We start from the raw sequence: 17,331 nt of genomic DNA, 5'->3' as shown, positions 1-17,331 counted from the left end.
CCCGACGTTGCCGTGCCCGCGGATGCCCATGACGCGCACCGACAGGTCGCCGCGCGCCGCCGCCTCGCACACCGCCATGGCCTTGTCGATGCTGCCCCTGGCCCGGTTCAGCGCATGGACGCACGCCCCCAGCGGCAGGAGGATGCCCGCCGCCAGCGCAGCCGCCGCCCATTCCCGCAGCACCGCCAGCGCCACGGCCAGCGCCACGGTCCCGGCCGCCGCCACCCACGCGGCCAGCGTGGCCCTAGAGACCGAGGACATATTCGTCATAGCTCACGCCCTCCTTCGCCAGGATATCGTCGAGAACCCGTGCGGACGCCTGCATGCCCGCCTCCCCGTCGCCCGCCTCCACCTCCCGCGCGCGCAAGTGCGCGTACAGCGGCTGCACCCTGGCGACCACGCCCGGCCGCGGCACCCGCCGGTTGGAGTGGTAGCCGACGATCGCGCCGCCCGCCCCGACGTTGGGCGTGACGTGCGCCAGCACCCAGTAATGGTCGCCGTTCCTAGCCCGGTTGTTGACGTAGGCGAAGATCTCCTGCCCCGCCTTCACCGTCTCCCACAGCCGGCGGAAGACGATGCGCGGCATGTCCGGGTGCCGGATGATGCTGTGCGGCTGCCCGATCAGCTCGGCCTCGGTGTAGCCGGCGACGTCCAGGAAGATGTCGTTGACGTAGGTGAGCCGCCCCTGCGGGTCGGTCTTGCTGACGATGATCTCGTCCGGCGGGAACGTCCGCTCCCTGCCGCTCAGGTAAACCCCGGTCCGGGCCATCGCGTGTCCACTCGGTTCACCGCCGGCCAGAACGGCCGGCACCGCGCGGAATCAAGCAAAAACCACGCCATGGACGGAGATTCGGCGGACGCCCTGCCAGCGCAAGGGTTTCACGCCACCACGTCGGCAAACCACAGCGCCGTACCGTTGTATGAGCACGAACACACACGCCGATGTGGTCGCATCCATGACACGCCGACGCGCCGGTCACGCCCCGCCGCCCAGCGCCTCCGCCAGCAGCGGGTGCACGTCGTCCCGGAACGGGCTCACGACGGTGACGCCGCGCCACCGGAACCCGTGGTGCATGTCCTCCGACAGCAGCAGCCCGCACCCCGCCTCCGCCGCGACGGCAAGGATGACCGCGTCCCAAACCTGCAGCTGATGCTCCGCCACGAGGTCGGCGGCGGCCATCATCGCCGTGGCCGTCGTCTCGCGCACCTCATAGAGATCGTGGAGGCGGCCGATGGTGTCGCGCGCCCGCGCCCGGTCCCATCGGACCTTTCCGCCGACCAGAACCTTCAACACCTCGCCAAGCACCTGGGCGGGAAGCACGACGCTTCCGAGCGGCAAGGCGGCCATGATCCCGGTCGCCCGGTCGCGCCGCCGCGCATCGTCGATGTCCAGCGCGTACAGGATGACATTGCTGTCGAGCGCGATCCGCAACGTCGAGGCCCGCAACGTCAAGGCCCCCAATGTCAAGGAAGATCCCTGTACTTGTCCTCGCGCGTCCACGTCACGCCCAGCGGCGGCAGTTGCCGCATCCAGGCGATGAACTCCCGCTTGGTGGTCTCGGGGTCGGCGGCGACCGGCGGCAGCGGCGGAATGTCCGGCGCGCGGCCGGCTTCCGCCACCGGTGCGGCGTCCTTCACCCCGCCGCCCGGCGCCGTCCCACGCTCCAGCCCCCGCTCCAGATGATGCGGCCGCTCCTCGTTGATCCGCGTACCGAGGTTCAGGAGGTCCCGGCGCAGGTCGTCGGGCAGAGGCCCCGTGGACAGGAACAGCCGCCGCTCCGACGTGACGTAGACGCGCGTCCGCCCGTCCACCATGGCCTTGGCCTGCTGGAACTGGTCGGGGTCGGTCGCCCTGATCATGTAGCGGGTCATCGTGCCCTTCCTGGCGTCATCGGATGATGGCACCCTCAACCTTTACCATATATTAACTCGCGCTCCCCGTCTCCAGCCTCTGCGCCATCTGGATTTTCTCCGCCTCATCCAGCGCCTCGCGGCAATCGATCATCCCTGCCCCCTGGCACTCGTACGCAACCTTGAGGTCCCGGGCGGTGGACCGCACCACGTCGAACAGCTCGTCACGCCGCAGGTCCGGGCAGCGGGAGAGCAGGAGCGCCAGCAGCCCGGCCACCTGCGGCGCGGCCCCGCTCGTGCCCCAGCCGTCGGGCATGACGACGACCTCGTCGCCGAACAGGATGCGGCCGTTGCGCGGGGTCGGCGCGGTCACGTCCGGCTTGCGCCCGACGCCATGCTCGTCCCGGAACGGGTCCGGCCGATTGTCCGGCGCGACGGAATAGAACTGGCCCGGCCCCCGGCTGGAGTAATCCCACATCGCCTTTTCCAGGTCGCAGGTGGCGACGGTCAGAACATCCGCCCGCCCCTTTTCCTGCCACACGCTGTTCGGGCCGCAGGAATCGGCGGTTCCACCCGCCAGATCATGGTAGTTGCCGGCGCTGAACACCACCCGCACCCCCGCATCGATGGCATCGACCAGGGCGCCGTGAAACACGTCGTAGTCGTCGGACAGGTCCGGCGGATCGCCTTCGGGAATGCCGAAGCTGTTGCTGGCGACGATGACCTCCCCCGCCCTGGCGCGGTCGGTCAGGGCGTCGTAGATGTCCGCCAGTTCGCTGTTGTAGAACCACGTCTTGCAGGCGATCAGGTCCGCACCGGGCGCCACGCCGCGGAACCCGCCGCCCCCGGCGGCGGCGATGGTCGCGCACATGGTGCCGTGGCCGTCCTCGTCGGTCCAGGCCACTTCGCCGCTCGGCGCCCAGCCGCCTTTCCGGTTCGGAAACTCGGCCCGGTTCCCGTTCACGCCGGTGTCCACCACCGCGATGGAAACGCCCTGCCCGAGCGAGCGGTTGTGAAGGCGCTGGTCGATCCCGATCAGCCGCAGCACATCGTCCAGGCTTCCGCCCGCGTCCGCTCCGTCCAGCGGGAGCGTGTGAGTCGGACTGAAGCGCGGCCGGCTTTCGAGGCTGTAGCGGAAATCGGGCGTCGCCCGCGCGCCGGTCCGCTTCGCCAGATGCTCAACCATGGCCATGAACCGGTCCTCGGTCATATCGGCGGGCCGCTGCACCGCGATGAACGACCGCCGCCGGCTGACCACGCGGCGATCGAGGCCCGGCGTCTCCGTCGCCAGCGCCCGCTGCAGCCAGCGGTCCCCCTCGAACACCAGCTTGACCCGGTCGGACATGGAGGATGCACGGGGGCCTCTTCCGGAAACGCCCCCTTCCGCTGCCGGTACGGCCGATGCTGGCACGCGCAGCGACGCTTCCGGAGCCGCCGATGCGGAAGCCGGACGGCGTTCATCGAATCCTATGATTTTCAAGTTAGTAAGGTGCGCCAGCGCCGACACGTCCGTCACGCCCGTACCGCTCAGGACAAGCTCCCGCAACCCGCTCAGCCCGGACAGCGCCGATACGTCCGTCACGCCCGTGCGGCTCAGGTCAAGCTTCTGCAACCCGCTCAGCCCGGACAGCGCCGACACGTCCGTCACGCCCGTCCTGCTCAGGTCAAGCGTCTGCAACCTGCTCAGCCCGGACAGCGCCGACACGTCCGTCACGCCCGTGCGGCTCAGGTTAAGCGCCTGCAACCCGCTCAGCCCGGACAGCGCCGACACGTCCGTCACGCCCGTACCGCTCAGGTCAAGCCTCTCCAACCCCCGCAGCCCAGCCAACGGACTGAGATCGCGGATGCTTTGGCGCCAGCGTGCCGGAATGGGACGCCCCGCCAAAAGCTCCTTCTGGACTTCCGGTAGGGTCAACGGATTAACGGGCGCCCCGTCATTCTCGGAGTTGCTCGGGTTCATCGCGAAATCGTGCTGCCTGCGGATCACTACCGCCGCAGGATAGCGCATTCCCCGCGCGTATTCCCGCGCTAATGCGTACTCCATCCAAGGGAACACCTCTACACGCGCACCCACCTCCCCCGATTCGCTTGCCTTTCCGCCCCGCCAAGCTACCGTTCCAGGGCAAGCAAAACGGCCGAACGGGGTGCTGGAACCACCCCGCCCGGCCGCGCTCCCACCCCATGCCCCCACCCCACGCTCCGGGGGCGCGGCCGCCGGCCCTCAGCGGAACATCCTCACCATCATCTCCGCGTCGTGGTCCACGCCGTCCACGCGCAGGGACCGGCGCATCACGCCGTACGGCTCGAACCCCATGGCCTTGTAGAAGCGGCTCGCCCGGTCGTTGCCGACGGCGACGTACAGCTCCAGTTGGTCCACCTCGGCCTCCGCGCGCGCCATGACCGCGCGCAGGATGGCCGACGCTAGACCGGAGCCGCGGAAGGCGTCCCGCACGTACATGCCCCACACCATCGCCACGTGCCGGCGCTTCTGCAGCGGCTGGCGCTGCAGCGTGGCGATCCCCGCCAGCGTTCCGTCGACGAAGCCGCCGAACACCGCCAGTTGCTCCAGCCGCGCCCGGAACTCCGGCAGCGGCCGGTCGCACTCCTCCTCATAGGCCATGGCGAAGGCGGCGGGGTGGGCCTTCAGCCCCTCCAGGTGCACCTCCCGGAACGCCTCGGCGTCGGATGGCGCCAATTGCCGGATGGTGGACGCGGCGGTGCGAACGGATGCCTCGGTCATGGCCCTCTTCCCTCCCTGGTTTCCGGCGGACGGCTCTTTCCATGCAGATGCAAATAATGTAGATACATACACCCATGAGCACGCGCACGCAACCGCCCCGAATACCGGCTTCCAAGACGCTCCGCACCGACGCCGCCGCGCTGGTCGCGTCCTGCGCCGGCTGGAACAGCCGGCTGGCCGCCCGGCGCATCACGCAGTTCCTCGACCGCGAACTGGCGCCCTGCGGCCTGACCACCGCGCAGCTCGGCCTGCTGGCGCAGATCGCCGAGGCCGCGGACGACACGCTGGGTGCCCTCGCCCGCCGCACCGGCCTGGAGCAGTCCACGCTGTCGCGCAACCTGCGCACGCTGGAAGGGGAAGGGCTGATCGAGATCGCCGTGGTCGAAACCGACCTGCGGCGCCGCGCCGTGTGGCTCACCGAAACCGGCGCGCGCCGGCTGGAGGCCGCCATCCCCGTGTGGCGGCAGGCGCACGCCAGACTGGCCGAACGCCTGTCGCCCGACCTCGCCCGGCAACTGGCCGACCAGGCCGACGCGCTGTCCGGCGGCTGACGCCCCGCCGAACCGCCTTCCCCGCGCGACTCCATTGGGATATAATTCCTGATGGGGATCCAGCGAAGGAAGGGCACAGGCACATGCGGCACGAAGCTCCGGAATGCAACACATCCTCGATTCCGTTGCATCCGGTTGCATTGTGTTGCATCCACCGGGGCATCCGCCGGGTCGTCCCCGGCCTCACCGCCGTCATCCGTGTTTATGCGCGGTAACCATGCCCCGGTATTGGCGTCACATATTGAATCATATGTGTTCAATTCGTGGCTGTATGACCCGCGAGTGCATGGGCACGCTTCCGACATTTCGTTTGCGTATGATGCCGGGAGAAAAGCCCATGACATCCTTGAACGCCCTGAAGGGGACCGCCGCCGCCATTGCCCTTGGTGCCCTTGGTGCCCTCGGCGCCCTTGCGCTGGCCACGGCGCCGACGGGGGCCGCGGCGCAGGTCGCCTGCTCCGCCAACACCACCGTCACCCTGTCGTCCAGCAGCGTGGTCTGCGGCACGGCGACGCTCGGCGGGCCGCCCGGCAAGCTGATCGCCATCAACCAGTACCAGGGCATCCGCTATGGGCAGGCGGCGCGCTGGGCGACGCCGGGCATGGCTCCGCTGCCCGCCGGCACCACGGCCGCGCCCTTCAACGCCACGGCGGCCGGCGCCTACTGCCCGCAGGGCGCCAGCGACCGCAACGAGGACTGCCTGTTCCTCAACGTCTCCGCCCCGCAGGCGACCATTAACAATACGGCCGCCAAGCTGCCGGTGATCTTCTTCATCCACGGCGGCGCCTTCGTCGCCGGCAGCGGCGGCGCGCCGCTGTACGACGGCGCCACGCTGGCCGGGAACGGGCCGGCGGTCGTCGTCACCATCAACTACCGCCTGGGCGCTCTGGGCTTCCTGTCCTACCGGAACGGCTCCACCGTCATCCCCGGCAACTTCGGCCTGCTCGACCAGCAGCTGGCGCTCGCCTGGGTGTACCAGAACGTCGCGGCCTTCGGCGGCGACCCCGGCAACATCACCATCGTCGGCGAGAGTGCCGGCGCCATGTCGGTCGGCCTGCACCTGTTCGCCGCCAGCACCAACCGCTACGTCCAGGCCTCCGGCAAGGCGGTGGACAGCCGCGCGCTGTTCACGGGCGCGGTCATGGAAAGCAACCCCATGGGCATCGCCTACCCGACGCCGCAGGCCTCGTCCGACGCCATCGGCACGGCGTTCGTCAACAGCCTGTGCTCGTCGGTCAAGGGCGCGCCGAAGAACTGCGCGACCAACCTGTCCTGGCTGCAGAGCGTGCCGACGACCGACGACGTGATGAAGGCGCAGACGGCGGCGATGAAGTCGTGGGCCGCCAACTCGCCCATCGGCAAGGCCAAGGTGCCGGGCGTGCAGGCGCTGGCCAGCGACGCCACGCCGATCACCCTGCCCTACAGCCCGGTGGTCGACGGCGCGCTGGTCATGGGCCAGCCGCTGAAGGGCTACGCCTCCACCTACGCCGCCAACGCGCGCCCCTTCGTCTTCGGCACCAACGCCAACGAGGGCGCGCCCTTCGCTCAGCTCGTCTACGACCTGAACCCGATCGAGCGCGGCTGGATCTTCAACCAGAAGGCCTACGAGACCGACCTGGGCAACATCCTGGGCAAGACCGCCGTGCCCGTGATCGAGGCGATCGACGCCTACAACCCCGCCAAGCAGTCCGACACCCTGTACTGGAGCGCCGCCGCCGCCGCGCTGTCCAACGTGATCACCGACTACGTCTTCACCTGCGCCAACATCACCACGGCCAACTACGCCCTGGCGCAGAGCAAGGCGACCGGCGTCTACGGCTACCACTTCACGCAGCCGGCGATCTTCGACCTGTACACCAGCCCGATCACCAAGGGCCCGATGGCCGCCTGCGCCCCCACCAAGGACAAGTCCGGCAACTACGACGGCCGCACCTGCCACGCCAACGAGCTGCCGTACGTCTTCAACACGCTGCCGGCCGTGCCCGACCTGCAGTCCCCCACCAGCGGCGACACCGCCCTGACCCAAAGCATGCCGGCCGCCTGGGCCGCCTTCGCCAAGACCCCGTCCAGCCCCGGCGCGCCCTGGGTGGCCTACGCCAACGACGGCACCGGCACGGTCATCCAGTGGAACGGCGGCACCCTGCCGCCGCCCAAGGCCGCCGTGTACGCCGCCGCCAACTGCGCCACCTGGGCGCCGTACCTGAAGTAGGCGGGCAAGAAAAAGGGCCGCGCGGGTCATCCCCGCGCGGCCCTCTCTTCCCCTGGGTCGAAAGCGTTACTTCGCCACGCCCGGCTTGCGCTTGAAGTTGTGGTGCGCCTCGATGTAGCGCACGGTGCCCGACTTGGACCGCATGATGACCGAGTGGGTCACCGCACCGCCGGGGAAGCGGCGCACGCCCTTCAGCATGGCACCGTCGGTCACGCCGGTGGCGGCGAACATGACGTTGCCCTTAGCCAGCTCGACCATCGAGTACTTCTTGTTCAGGTCGGTGACGCCCCAGCGGGCGGCGCGCGCCTTCTCGTCGTCGTTGCGGAACAGCAGCCGGCCCTGGAACTGGCCGCCGATGCAGCGCAGCGCCGCGGCGGCCAGCACGCCTTCCGGCGCGCCGCCGGAGCCAACGTACATGTCCACGCCGGTGCCGAGCTGGCTGGTGGCGATTACGCCCGACACGTCGCCGTCGGAGATCAGCATGATGCGCGCCCCGGCCTCGCGGACCTTGGCGATCAGCTCGGCGTGGCGCGGGCGGTCCAGGATGCAGACCACCAGCTCCTCGACGTCGGTGCCCTTGGCCTTGGCCAGGTTCTTCAGGTTGGTCGCCGGGCTCTCGTCCAGGTCGACCACGCCTTCCGGCAGGCCGCCGCCGACGGCGATCTTGTCCATGTACACGTCGGGGGCGTTCAGGAAGCCGCCCTCCTCCGCCATGGCGATGACGGCCAGCGCGTTCGGGCCGCCCTTGGCGGTGATGGTCGTGCCCTCCAGCGGGTCGAGCGCGATGTCGACCTTCGGCGCGCCGCGGCCGATACCGGCGCCCACCTTCTCACCGATGTACAGCATCGGCGCCTCGTCACGCTCGCCCTCGCCGATCACGACGGTGCCGTCGATGTAGAGGGTGTTGAGCGCCTGGCGCATGGCGTCGACGGCGGCCTGGTCGGCGAGCTTCTCGTCGCCGCGGCCCATCAGCAGCGACGCGGAGAGCGCCGCCGCCTCGGTGACGCGCACGGCTTCGAGCGCCAGGTTCCGGTCCATCCCGGACAGGTCGACTTTGTGGTCCATTGGTTGCTATCCCCCGAAATTCAGCTCGGTTCGGTTCAGCCTGAGCTTTGTGCGTTTGTAGATAGGGATCAGAACTGCTCGATGCGGATCATCCGCGGCGGCTCCAGCACCGCGGCCTGGGCCGAGATGGCGGCCAGGGCGCGCTGCATCGACGCCTCGTCGGTGTCGTGCGTGGTCAGCACCACCGGCACCGCCTCGCCCGGCGCCCGGCCGCGCTGCAGGAACGATTCCATCGAAACGTTGTGATCGCGCAGCGCCGCCGCAACCTCGGCAATGACGCCGGGGCGGTCGACCACCATCAGGCGTACGTAGTACGCCCCGGTCCGCGCCTCCATCGGCGACGGTTCCAGGCGGGCGAACTGCCCGGCCGGCACGCCGAAGGTGGGGGTGGAGCGGCCGCGCGCCACGTCCACGATGTCGGCCACCACGGCCGACGCGGTCGGGCCGGCGCCGGCCCCGCGGCCGACCAGCCAGACGCGGTCCACGAAGTCGCCCTGCGCCACCACGGCGTTGAACACGCCGTCCACGGCGGCAATCGGCGCGTCCTTCGGCACCATGCAGGGGTGCACGCGCTGCTCCACGCCCAGGCGGGTCAGCCGCGCGATGCCCAGCAGCTTGATCCGGTACCCCAGCTCCTCCGCGTACGCCATGTCGACGGCGGAGATGTGGCGGATGCCCTCCACATGGACCGAGGCGAAATCGACCGGGCAGCCAAAGGCGACCGAGGTCAGCACGGCCAGCTTGTGCGCCGCGTCCACGCCGTCGATGTCGAAGCTGGGGTCGGCCTCGGCGTAGCCCAGCGTCTGCGCCTCGGCCAGCACGTCCGCGAAGGCGCGGCCGGTGGTGCGCATCTCGGTCAGGATGTAGTTGCAGGTGCCGTTGAGGATGCCGTGCACCTCCGTCACCCGGTTGCCGGCCAGCCCTTCGCGCAGCGCCTTGATGACGGGGATGCCGCCGGCCACCGCCGCCTCGAACGCCAGCGACAGCCCGCGCCCCTCGGCGCGCTCGGCGAGCGCGGTGCCGTGGTTGGCGAGCAGCGCCTTGTTGGCGGTCACCACGTGCTTGCCGGTTTCCAGCGCCGTCTCCACGGCGGCCTTGGCGGCCCCGTCGGAGCCGCCGATCAGCTCGACGAACACGTCGATGTCCGGCGCACCGGCCATGGCGACGGGGTCGTCGAACCAGCGCACGGCCGACAGGTCGACGCCGCGGTCCTTGCTCCGGTCGCGGGCGCTGACGGCCGTCACCACGACCTTGCGGCCGCAGCGCTGCTCCAGGATCTGCGCCTGCTGGGACAGCAGCTTCAGCACGCCGGCGCCGACCGTACCCAGGCCGGCGACGGCAATTTTGAGGGGTTGGCCGCTCACGACGCTTTCGCCTTCACCGGTTCCAGGAGTTCGCGCCGTGCCTCGGGGTCCCGGCTCTGCGCCGCACCGGCGGCGTTGGAGCGGAAGAACTCCTTGATGTTGCGCGTCGCCTGACGGATGCGGTGCACGTTCTCGACGAGGCCAAGGCGGACATGCCCGTCGCCGTACTCGCCGAAGCCGATGCCCGGCGACACCGCCACGTTGGCCTCCTGCAGCAGCAGCTTGGAGAACTCCAGCGAGCCCAGGTGGGCGAACTGCGGCGGAATGGGGGCCCAGGCGAACATGCTGGCGGGCGGCGTCGGCACCTGCCAGCCGGCGGCGGCGAGGCCCTCGATCAGCACGTCGCGGCGCTGCTTGTACATCTGCCGGATCTGCTCCACGCAGTCCTGCGGGCCGTTCAACGCGGCGGTGGCGGCGACCTGGATCGGCGTGAAGGCGCCGTAGTCCAGGTACGACTTGATGCGCGCCAGCGCGGTGATCAGCTTCTTGTTGCCGGTGGCGAAGCCGATGCGCCAGCCCGCCATGTTGTAGGTCTTGGACATCGAGGTGAACTCGACCGCCACCTCGCGCGCCTCCGGGATCTCCAGGATGGAGGGCGGCGGCTCGCCGTTGAAGTAGATCTCGGCGTAGGCGAGGTCCGACAGGATGTAGATGCCGTGCTTGCGGCAGAACTCCACGATCGGGCGGTAGAAGTCCAGCCCGGCCACCTGCGCCGTCGGGTTCGACGGGTAGTTCAGCACCAGCGCCAGCGGCTTGGGCACGCTGTGCTTCGTGGCGCGCTCCAGCACCTCCATGAACTGGTCGACGTTCGGCGTGTCGCCGCCGTCGTGGCCCATGGGCAGGTGGCGGATCGAGGCGCCGGCCAGGATGAAGCCGAACGGATGGATCGGGTAGCTGGGGTTCGGCACCAGGATGGTGTCGCCCGGGCTGGTGATCGCGTTGGCGAGGTTGGCGAGGCCTTCCTTCGACCCGATGGTGACGATGCACTCCGTCTCGGGATCGATCTCGACGTTGAAGCGCCGCTTGTAGTAGGCGGCGTGGGCACGGCGCAGGCCGGGGATGCCGCGCGAGTTGGAATAGCCGTGCGTCTTCGGGTTCCGCACCGCCTCGACCAGCTTGTCGACGATGTGCTGGGGGGTCGGCTGGTCCGGGTTGCCCATGCCGAGGTCGATGATGTCCTCGCCGGCGGCGCGGGCTCGCGCCTTCATGGCGTTGACCTCGGCGAACACGTAGGGCGGCAGACGCTTGATGCGGTGGAATTCAGAATCGCTCATGGACGCTCCGGGACCTCACCGGCCGCGGGACCAACCAAAACAGGGCGGACCGGGACCCTTTTCTACCGCCACGCCCGAGGATAAGCGAGGCAAATTTCGCGGGTGTGAGGTGCGCAGGTTGCGTTTGGCGGCTCTATCCCTTGGCCACCTCCAATAAGAAAGGAGACGACCCTACCCCTGCCGGCCCGGCGTGATCTTCGGCTTGGGCGGGGCTTCCAGGGGCCTGTACTGGTCCTCCAGCGCCTTCTTGCGGGCCAGCGAGCGGGTGCGGTCCTGCTCCAGGCTCTTCATCTGCGCAGCGCGCTGCTTCTCGGTGCTGAGGTCGGTCGGGCGCGGCGGCACGGTGGCGAGGTTCGGATACTCGGCCTTCTCGCCGCTCATGGTGCGGATCGGGCTCGGCGCGCTGGGCGGCGGGTTGTCGCCGGTCACGGCGCCGACAAGGCCGGTGTCCAGCGTGCGCTCGCTGCACCCCGCCAGCAGCAGCCCACACGCCGCCACGGCCACCGAAACCGCCCTGCCCCAGCCCTTCGCCATAGCCCGAACCCCTTCCCGATCCCTTCGTTGCACCCCGTCCGGCCAAAAAATGAGCCGAAACGGTCCATCAAACGTTCACATTAGGCGTGTAGGAGTGTCGCAGCCCGTGCAAACCCGGCATAATCCTACACGTGGCCATTTCAAAAACCGGCAGGCTTTGTATAAACCTGACTGCGCCCCACCTAGAAGCACAAACGACACGCAAAGGACGGAACCATGGCCGACCAACAGGCCCCCGACGTGAAGCTGCCCGATCCGGTCGAGCTGTCGCGCGCGATGACCCGCATCGCCGAGCAGAGCCAACGCCTCGTCACCGATTTCCTGTCGCGTCAGGCCGCCGACGGCGCCGCGCCGGCGGCGAATCCGGACCCCATGGGTGTGGGCCACGCCTTCCTCGAGATGACCGCCCGCATGATGGCCGACCCGGCCAAGCTCATGAAGGCGCAGATGACCTTGTGGCAGGACTACCTGACGCTGTGGCAGCGCACCACCCAGCGCCTGCTGGGCCAGGAGGCGGAGCCGGTCATCACCCCCGCCAAGGACGACCGCCGCTTCAAGGACTCGGCCTGGGACGAGAACACGCTGTTCGACTTCATCAAGCAGTCCTACCTGCTGTCGGCCCGGTGGATGCAGTCGACCGTCAACGAGGTCGAGGGGCTGGACGACCACACCTCGCGCAAGGTGGACTTCTACACCCGCCAGTTCGTCGACGCGATGGCCCCGTCCAACTTCGTCATGACCAACCCGGAGGTGCTGCGCACCACCATCGAGACGGGCGGCGAGAACCTGGTCAAGGGCCTGGAGCACCTGCTGAAGGACCTGGAGCGCGGCAAGGGCGAGCTGCGCATCTCCATGACCGACTACGACGCCTTCCAGGTCGGCAAGAACATCGCGGTGACGCCGGGCAAGGTGGTCTTCCAGACCGACCTGATGCAGCTGATCCAGTACACGCCCACCACCAAGGACGTTGCCAAGCGGCCGCTGATGATCGTGCCGCCGTGGATCAACAAGTACTACATCCTCGACCTGCGCGAGAAGAACAGCTTCGTCAAGTGGGCGGTGGACCAGGGCCACACGGTCTTCGTCCTGTCCTGGGTCAACCCGGACGAGCGCCTCGCCAAGAAGACCTTCGAGGACTACATGTTCGAGGGCGTGCTGGCGGCGCTGGACGCCATCACCAAGCAGACCGGCGAGAAGGACGTCAACGCCATCGGCTACTGCCTGGGCGGCACGCTCCTGGGCTCCACGCTGGCGTATATGGCGGCGAAGGGTGACGACCGCATCGTGTCGGCCACCTACTTCACCACCATGCTGGACTTCGCCGAGGCCGGCGAGCTTTCCGTCTTCATCGACGAGGAGCAGCTGAACTACATCGAAGGCCAGATGAACGAGAAGGGCTATCTCGACGGCGCGAAGATGGCCACCACGTTCAACATGATGCGCGCCAACGACCTGATCTGGTCGTTCGTGGTGAACAACTACCTGCTGGGCAAGGACCCGTTCCCGTTCGACCTGCTGTACTGGAACAGCGATTCCACACGCATGCCGGCAGCGATGCACAGCTTCTACCTGCGCAACATGTACCAGCGGAACCTGCTGCGCGAGCCGGGCGGCATCACGCTGGGCGGCGTGCCGATCGACCTGCGCACGGTGAAGCTGCCGACCTTCTTCCTGTCCACCCGCGAGGACCACATCGCGCCCTGGAAGAGCACCTACCAGGGCACGCAGCTGTTCTCCGGCCCGATCAAGTTCGTGCTGTCGGCCTCGGGCCACATCGCGGGCGTGGTCAACCCGCCAGCGGCGGAGAAGTACTGCTACTGGACCAACGACAAGCTGCCCAAGGCTTCCGACGACTGGTTCAAGGGCGCGCAGCAGACCCCCGGCTCGTGGTGGCCGGAGTGGCAGCGCTGGGTGGCCGGCTTCGCCAACGGCACCGTGCCGGCCCGCGATCCGGCCAAGGGCAAGCTGAAGGTGCTGGACGAGGCGCCCGGTTCCTACGTGAAGGAACGCATCGTCTGATCGCGTAGTGTCTGATCGCGTTGGGTTTTCGGCTGCCGCCTCAACCCAACCTACGACGCCCTCGTAGGTTGGGTTGAGCGCAGCGAAAACCCAACGTCACCAACGCCGCACAGAAAAAGGCCCCGGGGATCGCTCCCCGGGGCCTTTTCTTTCGGCGGGACCGCCGACGGCCTTACGAGGTCGGGCCGGCGACGCGCGGCAGGATCTGCGCACGGCGGTTCGACGGCTCGCGCACGTTGTCGCCGGTCTTGACCAGGAGCTGGGTCTCGCCCTTGCCCTCGGTCGTGACGTTGTTGGCCGGCACGCCCTTGGCGACCAGGGCCTGCTTCACCGCCGTGGCGCGGCGCATGGACAGGCGCTGGTTGTAGTTCGGCTTGCCCGACGTGTCGGTGTGGCCGATGACCTGCACGCGGGCGGTGCTGCGGTTGGCACCCAGCGCGTTCACGACGTCGCTGATGATGCGGTCGGCAGCCGGGGTGATGTTCGCCTTGTCCCAGTCGAAGAACACCAGGTACTCGTTCTGCAGGCCGGGCGCCGCCGGGGCGGTGGCGGCCGTGGTCTGCGCCGGGCACGGATAGCTGCCGTTGTGGATGACGTAGCCGCCGCTGGCGGTACGGAGCGGCGTGCTGCCCCAGCCGATCACCGGGTTGCACCACACGTCGGTGGCGGCGGCGGTCTGCGCCTGCGCGGCGCCGGCCATCAGGCCGCCGGCCACGAGCACGGCCGGCAGAACGGCCCACGCCTTACGGATACCCATGTTCATAGCTCCACTTCCTCCAATATCGCTTCCAGTGGATGATTCGTGCTGTAGGAGAAGCGGACCGCGCCAACGCGCCCCTTCGCCGCACGGGGTGGACAGCATTTCCCGAAACAAGTCGTCGTTCGCGATGTTCCCGCCAATAGCCCGTACGCCCTAAGCAACTCGAAAAACCGCAGCCCCCTGCGGGTTTCCCGTCGCGCGGACGCTACGGGCACCGGCGTAGTTTACGCTTCCCGATAGGTCTGCGCCAGTGCCGCGTATTGACGCGCAGATACTGGGAAGTACGCAAGGTCCTTTTCGCTGAGTTCGCGGATGGGTCGGGCGGGTGAACCGGCCCAAAGCTGCCCCGCCTTGACCCGTTTTCCGGGGGTCACCAGGGCGCCCGCGGCCACCATGGCCCCCGACTCGACGTAGGCGCCGTCCATCACGCAGGCCTTCATGCCGATGAAGCAGCCCGATTCGAGCGTGCAGGCATGCAGCAGCGCCATGTGCCCCACGGTGATGTCGTCGCCGATGTAGGTGCCCTGCCCGGCCGAAGCCACGTGGATGACAGTGCCGTCCTGGATGTTGGTGCGCGCCCCGATTCGGATCTCGTTCACGTCGCCGCGCACGGTGCAGCCGAACCAGATGCTGGTGTCCGCCCCGATGACGACGTCGCCGATCACGGCGGCGTTCGGCGCGATGTACGCCGTCGGGTCGATGGTCGGGACGACGCCCTTGAAGGGCAGGATGAGGCCGGACATGAACGCTCTCCAACTCGCGCGCCCCACGCCCCTCCCCCGCCGAAACGGGGAAGGGGGGAGGAGCAAACCGCCTTACGGGAACATCGGCGCCTGATCGATGCCGGTGGTCTCGCCCAGGCCCAGCATCACGTTCATGTTCTGGATGGCCTGGCCCGAGGCGCCCTTCACCAGATTGTCGATGACCGACACGATGATGGCGCCGCGCGGGGTGCGGTCGGGGAACACGCCCATCAGGCAGTGGTTGGAACCGCGCACGTGCCGCGTCGCCGGGGCCACGCCCGCCGGCACGACGCCGACGAACGGCTCGCCCTCGTACTGCTTCACCAGCGCGTCGCGCAGGTCGTCGGCGTTGGCGCCGTCGGCCATGCGGACGTAGATGGTCGACATCATGCCGCGGTTCATCGGCACGAGGTGCGGCGTGAACGACACGGTCACCGGCCGGCCGGCGGCCAGCCGCAGCTCCTGCTCGATTTCCGGCATGTGACGATGGTGGCCGACGCCATAGGCGTTGAAGCCCTCCGACACCTCGGAGAAGAGGTTGGCCTGCTTGGCGTCGCGGCCGGCGCCCGACACGCCCGACTTGGCGTCGATGATGATGCCGCCCGGCTCGATCAGCTCGCCCAGCAGCAGCGGCATCAGCGGCAGCAGCGCGCTGGTCGGGTAGCAGCCGGGGTTGGCCACCACGCGCGCCTTGCGCACGCCCTGCCGGTTCAACTCGGTCAGGCCGTAGGCGACTTCCTTCTGCAGGTCCACGGCGCGGTGCTCATGGCCGTACCACGCGGCGTACTCGGCCGGGTCGGTCAGGCGGAAATCGGCGGACAGGTCGACGACCTTCAGCCCGTGCGGGATGCCGGAGACCACCTCCTGCGTGGTGCCGTGCGGCAGGGCGCAGAAGACCACGTCCAGCTTGTCCCAGTGCACCTCCTCGATCTTCACGAGGCCGGGCAGGCCATAGCGGCCGAGATGCGGGAAGACCTCCGCCATCGGCTTGCCGGCCTGGCGCTCGGCGGTCAGCGCGCAGATCTCGACGTTCGGGTGGCGCAGCAGCATGCGCACCAGTTCCGCGCCGGTGTAGCCGCTGGCGCCGAGGATGCCGACGCGGATCGGGGTGGTCGTGTTGGCCATGGAAGGGTCTTCCCTGTTCGCGTGAAGGGATGAACATAGCAAAAGGGGCGCCCCGCGTGGGACGCCCCCTGCTCGTACCAGACTTGTGCAGAGACCGCGTGCGGGCTTAGCGCTTCGAGAACTGGAAGCTGCGGCGCGCCTTGGCGCGGCCGTACTTCTTACGCTCGACGACGCGGGCGTCGCGGGTCAGGAAGCCGGCGGCCTTCAGCGGCGGGCGCAGGCCCGGCTCATAGTAGGTCAGCGCCTTCGAGATGCCGTGGCGAACCGCACCGGCCTGGCCCGACAGGCCGCCGCCGGTGACGGTGCACAGCACGTCGAACTGGCCGTCGCGGCCGGCGATGCCGAACGGCTGGTTGATCATCATGCGCAGCACGGGACGGGCGAAGTACACTTCGACGTCGCGGCCGTTCACGGTGATCTTGCCGGTGCCCGGCATGATCCAAACGCGGGCGACGGCGTCCTTGCGCTTGCCGGTGGCGTAGGCGCGGCCGAACTGGTCGAGCTTCGGCTCGTTCGTCTCGGCGGAGGCAACGGCCGGCTGCGTGCCGCCCGCCAGATCCTTCAGGCTGGAGAGGGTGGTGGTGACCTGAGCCATTGGATTACGCGCTCCGCTTGTTCTTCGGGTTCAGGGCGCCGACGTCGAGGACGGTCGGCTGCTGCGCCTCGTGCGGGTGGGCAGCGCCCTTGTAGACCTTGAGGTGGGTCATCTGGCGGCGGCCCAGCGGGCCGCGCGGGATCATGCGCTCCACGGCCTTCTCAATGACGCGCTCGGGGTACTTGCCGTCGAGGATCTGGCCCTTCGAACGGCCCTTGATGCCGCCCGGATAGCCGGTGTGCCAGTAGAAGATGTCGTCCTTCCGCTTGTTGCCGGTCAGCTTCACCTTCTCGGCATTGATGACGACGATGTGATCGCCGCAATCCATGTGCGGGGTGTAGGTCGGCTTGTTCTTGCCGCGGAGCATGTTCGCCAGGATGCTGGCAAGCCGACCGAGAACGAGGCCGTCGGCATCGACGACGTACCACTTCTTCTCGATCTCGGACGGCTTCAGATTGAAGGTCTTCATCGCCACACTCGTTGAGTGAATCGTGGATCGGC

At 68.7% G+C, this 17,331-nt stretch carries 17 protein-coding genes and 1 pseudogene; 3 read left to right on the top strand and 15 right to left on the bottom strand.

The features are described from left to right. From VED21_RS13460 to VED21_RS13435, 6 genes and pseudogenes are all read right to left on the bottom strand, one after another. Positions 1–270: pseudogene (locus VED21_RS13460) on the bottom strand (chemotaxis protein); the annotation flags it as partial. Further along, the gene (locus VED21_RS13455) at positions 245–769 is read right to left on the bottom strand and encodes a PAS domain-containing protein (protein ID WP_324882883.1); all 525 of its coding nucleotides are present in this window, start codon (positions 767–769) and stop codon (positions 245–247) included. The pseudogene VED21_RS13460 and the gene VED21_RS13455, both read right to left, overlap by 26 nt. A 207-nt stretch (positions 770–976) precedes the next feature. Continuing rightward, positions 977–1,453, bottom strand: coding sequence for a PIN domain-containing protein (locus VED21_RS13450; protein WP_324882882.1), 477 nt, complete (start codon positions 1,451–1,453; stop codon positions 977–979). A gap of 11 nt (positions 1,454–1,464) precedes the next feature. Next, positions 1,465–1,872 (bottom strand): hypothetical protein, encoded by a 408-nt coding sequence (locus VED21_RS13445; RefSeq protein ID WP_324882881.1) that lies wholly within the window; start codon positions 1,870–1,872, stop codon positions 1,465–1,467. Between the two features lie 52 nt (positions 1,873–1,924). Then, positions 1,925–3,895, bottom strand: a complete 1,971-nt coding sequence (locus tag VED21_RS13440; protein WP_324882880.1) for a S8 family serine peptidase — start codon at positions 3,893–3,895, stop codon at positions 1,925–1,927. 177 nt (positions 3,896–4,072) lie between these two features. Beyond that, complete coding sequence (locus VED21_RS13435) at positions 4,073–4,591, bottom strand: GNAT family N-acetyltransferase (RefSeq protein ID WP_324882879.1); 519 nt, start codon at positions 4,589–4,591, stop codon at positions 4,073–4,075. Between the two features lie 74 nt (positions 4,592–4,665). On the opposite strand from VED21_RS13435, the gene VED21_RS13430 reads away from it, so the two are divergent. Next, a complete protein-coding gene (locus VED21_RS13430) occupies positions 4,666–5,142 on the top strand; it encodes a MarR family winged helix-turn-helix transcriptional regulator (RefSeq protein WP_324882878.1) in 477 nt (158 codons plus the stop codon). Between the two features lie 337 nt (positions 5,143–5,479). After that, complete coding sequence (locus tag VED21_RS13425; RefSeq protein WP_324882877.1) at positions 5,480–7,351, top strand: carboxylesterase family protein; 1,872 nt, start codon at positions 5,480–5,482, stop codon at positions 7,349–7,351. Between the two features lie 66 nt (positions 7,352–7,417). On the opposite strand, the gene glpX is transcribed toward VED21_RS13425, so the two are convergent. The 4 genes from glpX to VED21_RS13405 form a co-directional block, all read right to left on the bottom strand. Then, positions 7,418–8,389 carry a class II fructose-bisphosphatase gene (glpX, locus tag VED21_RS13420; protein WP_414638199.1) on the bottom strand — a complete coding sequence of 324 codons (972 nt, stop codon included), beginning with the start codon at positions 8,387–8,389 and terminating at the stop codon, positions 7,418–7,420. 95 nt (positions 8,390–8,484) lie between these two features. Beyond that, positions 8,485–9,780: a homoserine dehydrogenase gene (locus VED21_RS13415; protein ID WP_324882875.1), complete on the bottom strand. Its 1,296-nt coding sequence runs from the start codon at positions 9,778–9,780 to the stop codon at positions 8,485–8,487. Beyond that, positions 9,777–11,054 (bottom strand): LL-diaminopimelate aminotransferase, encoded by a 1,278-nt coding sequence (locus tag VED21_RS13410; RefSeq protein WP_324882874.1) that lies wholly within the window; start codon positions 11,052–11,054, stop codon positions 9,777–9,779. The genes VED21_RS13415 and VED21_RS13410 overlap by 4 nt, the downstream gene beginning before the upstream one ends. A 171-nt stretch (positions 11,055–11,225) precedes the next feature. After that, on the bottom strand, positions 11,226–11,588 hold the full coding sequence (locus VED21_RS13405) for a hypothetical protein (RefSeq protein WP_324882873.1): 363 nt from the start codon (positions 11,586–11,588) through the stop codon (positions 11,226–11,228). A gap of 216 nt (positions 11,589–11,804) precedes the next feature. Here VED21_RS13405 and phaC point away from each other — a divergent pair, with 216 nt between their 5' ends. Continuing rightward, positions 11,805–13,607: a class I poly(R)-hydroxyalkanoic acid synthase gene (gene phaC, locus VED21_RS13400; RefSeq protein ID WP_324882872.1), complete on the top strand. Its 1,803-nt coding sequence runs from the start codon at positions 11,805–11,807 to the stop codon at positions 13,605–13,607. 172 nt (positions 13,608–13,779) lie between these two features. On the opposite strand, the gene VED21_RS13395 is transcribed toward phaC, so the two are convergent. From VED21_RS13395 to rplM, 5 genes are all read right to left on the bottom strand, one after another. Then, on the bottom strand, positions 13,780–14,364 hold the full coding sequence (locus VED21_RS13395) for an OmpA family protein (RefSeq protein ID WP_324882871.1): 585 nt from the start codon (positions 14,362–14,364) through the stop codon (positions 13,780–13,782). Positions 14,365–14,591: 227 nt separating this feature from the next. Continuing rightward, positions 14,592–15,110 (bottom strand): gamma carbonic anhydrase family protein, encoded by a 519-nt coding sequence (locus VED21_RS13390; RefSeq protein ID WP_324882870.1) that lies wholly within the window; start codon positions 15,108–15,110, stop codon positions 14,592–14,594. A 72-nt stretch (positions 15,111–15,182) separates the two neighbouring features. Then, entirely contained in the window at positions 15,183–16,235 is a 1,053-nt protein-coding gene (gene argC, locus VED21_RS13385; protein WP_324882869.1) for an N-acetyl-gamma-glutamyl-phosphate reductase, read from the bottom strand. Between the two features lie 106 nt (positions 16,236–16,341). Next, positions 16,342–16,830 carry a 30S ribosomal protein S9 gene (gene rpsI / locus VED21_RS13380; protein WP_324882868.1) on the bottom strand — a complete coding sequence of 163 codons (489 nt, stop codon included), beginning with the start codon at positions 16,828–16,830 and terminating at the stop codon, positions 16,342–16,344. Positions 16,831–16,834: 4 nt separating this feature from the next. Beyond that, positions 16,835–17,299 carry a 50S ribosomal protein L13 gene (gene rplM / locus VED21_RS13375; protein WP_324882867.1) on the bottom strand — a complete coding sequence of 155 codons (465 nt, stop codon included), beginning with the start codon at positions 17,297–17,299 and terminating at the stop codon, positions 16,835–16,837. Between the last annotated feature and the right edge of the window lie 32 nt (positions 17,300–17,331).

Source organism: Azospirillum sp. (assembly GCF_035627195.1).
Classification (GTDB): Bacteria; Pseudomonadota; Alphaproteobacteria; order Azospirillales; family Azospirillaceae; genus Azospirillum.
This window is presented reverse-complemented; position numbering and strand designations above follow the sequence as displayed.

What these genes read in the sequence shown, in the direction of transcription:
- VED21_RS13395 (WP_324882871.1), bottom strand. Translation starts at nt 14,364, where the DNA reads ATGGGTATCCGTAAGGCGTGGGCCGTTCTGCCGGCCGTGCTCGTGGCC.
- phaC (WP_324882872.1), top strand. Translation starts at nt 11,805, where the DNA reads ATGGCCGACCAACAGGCCCCCGACGTGAAGCTGCCCGATCCGGTCGAG.
- VED21_RS13445 (WP_324882881.1), bottom strand. Translation starts at nt 1,872, where the DNA reads ATGACCCGCTACATGATCAGGGCGACCGACCCCGACCAGTTCCAGCAG.
- VED21_RS13405 (WP_324882873.1), bottom strand. Translation starts at nt 11,588, where the DNA reads ATGGCGAAGGGCTGGGGCAGGGCGGTTTCGGTGGCCGTGGCGGCGTGT.
- rpsI (WP_324882868.1), bottom strand. Translation starts at nt 16,830, where the DNA reads ATGGCTCAGGTCACCACCACCCTCTCCAGCCTGAAGGATCTGGCGGGC.
- VED21_RS13425 (WP_324882877.1), top strand. Translation starts at nt 5,480, where the DNA reads ATGACATCCTTGAACGCCCTGAAGGGGACCGCCGCCGCCATTGCCCTT.
- rplM (WP_324882867.1), bottom strand. Translation starts at nt 17,299, where the DNA reads ATGAAGACCTTCAATCTGAAGCCGTCCGAGATCGAGAAGAAGTGGTAC.
- VED21_RS13430 (WP_324882878.1), top strand. Translation starts at nt 4,666, where the DNA reads ATGAGCACGCGCACGCAACCGCCCCGAATACCGGCTTCCAAGACGCTC.
- VED21_RS13455 (WP_324882883.1), bottom strand. Translation starts at nt 769, where the DNA reads ATGGCCCGGACCGGGGTTTACCTGAGCGGCAGGGAGCGGACGTTCCCG.
- VED21_RS13440 (WP_324882880.1), bottom strand. Translation starts at nt 3,895, where the DNA reads ATGGAGTACGCATTAGCGCGGGAATACGCGCGGGGAATGCGCTATCCT.
- VED21_RS13435 (WP_324882879.1), bottom strand. Translation starts at nt 4,591, where the DNA reads ATGACCGAGGCATCCGTTCGCACCGCCGCGTCCACCATCCGGCAATTG.
- VED21_RS13390 (WP_324882870.1), bottom strand. Translation starts at nt 15,110, where the DNA reads ATGTCCGGCCTCATCCTGCCCTTCAAGGGCGTCGTCCCGACCATCGAC.
- glpX (WP_414638199.1), bottom strand. Translation starts at nt 8,389, where the DNA reads ATGGACCGGAACCTGGCGCTCGAAGCCGTGCGCGTCACCGAGGCGGCG.
- VED21_RS13410 (WP_324882874.1), bottom strand. Translation starts at nt 11,054, where the DNA reads ATGAGCGATTCTGAATTCCACCGCATCAAGCGTCTGCCGCCCTACGTG.
- argC (WP_324882869.1), bottom strand. Translation starts at nt 16,235, where the DNA reads ATGGCCAACACGACCACCCCGATCCGCGTCGGCATCCTCGGCGCCAGC.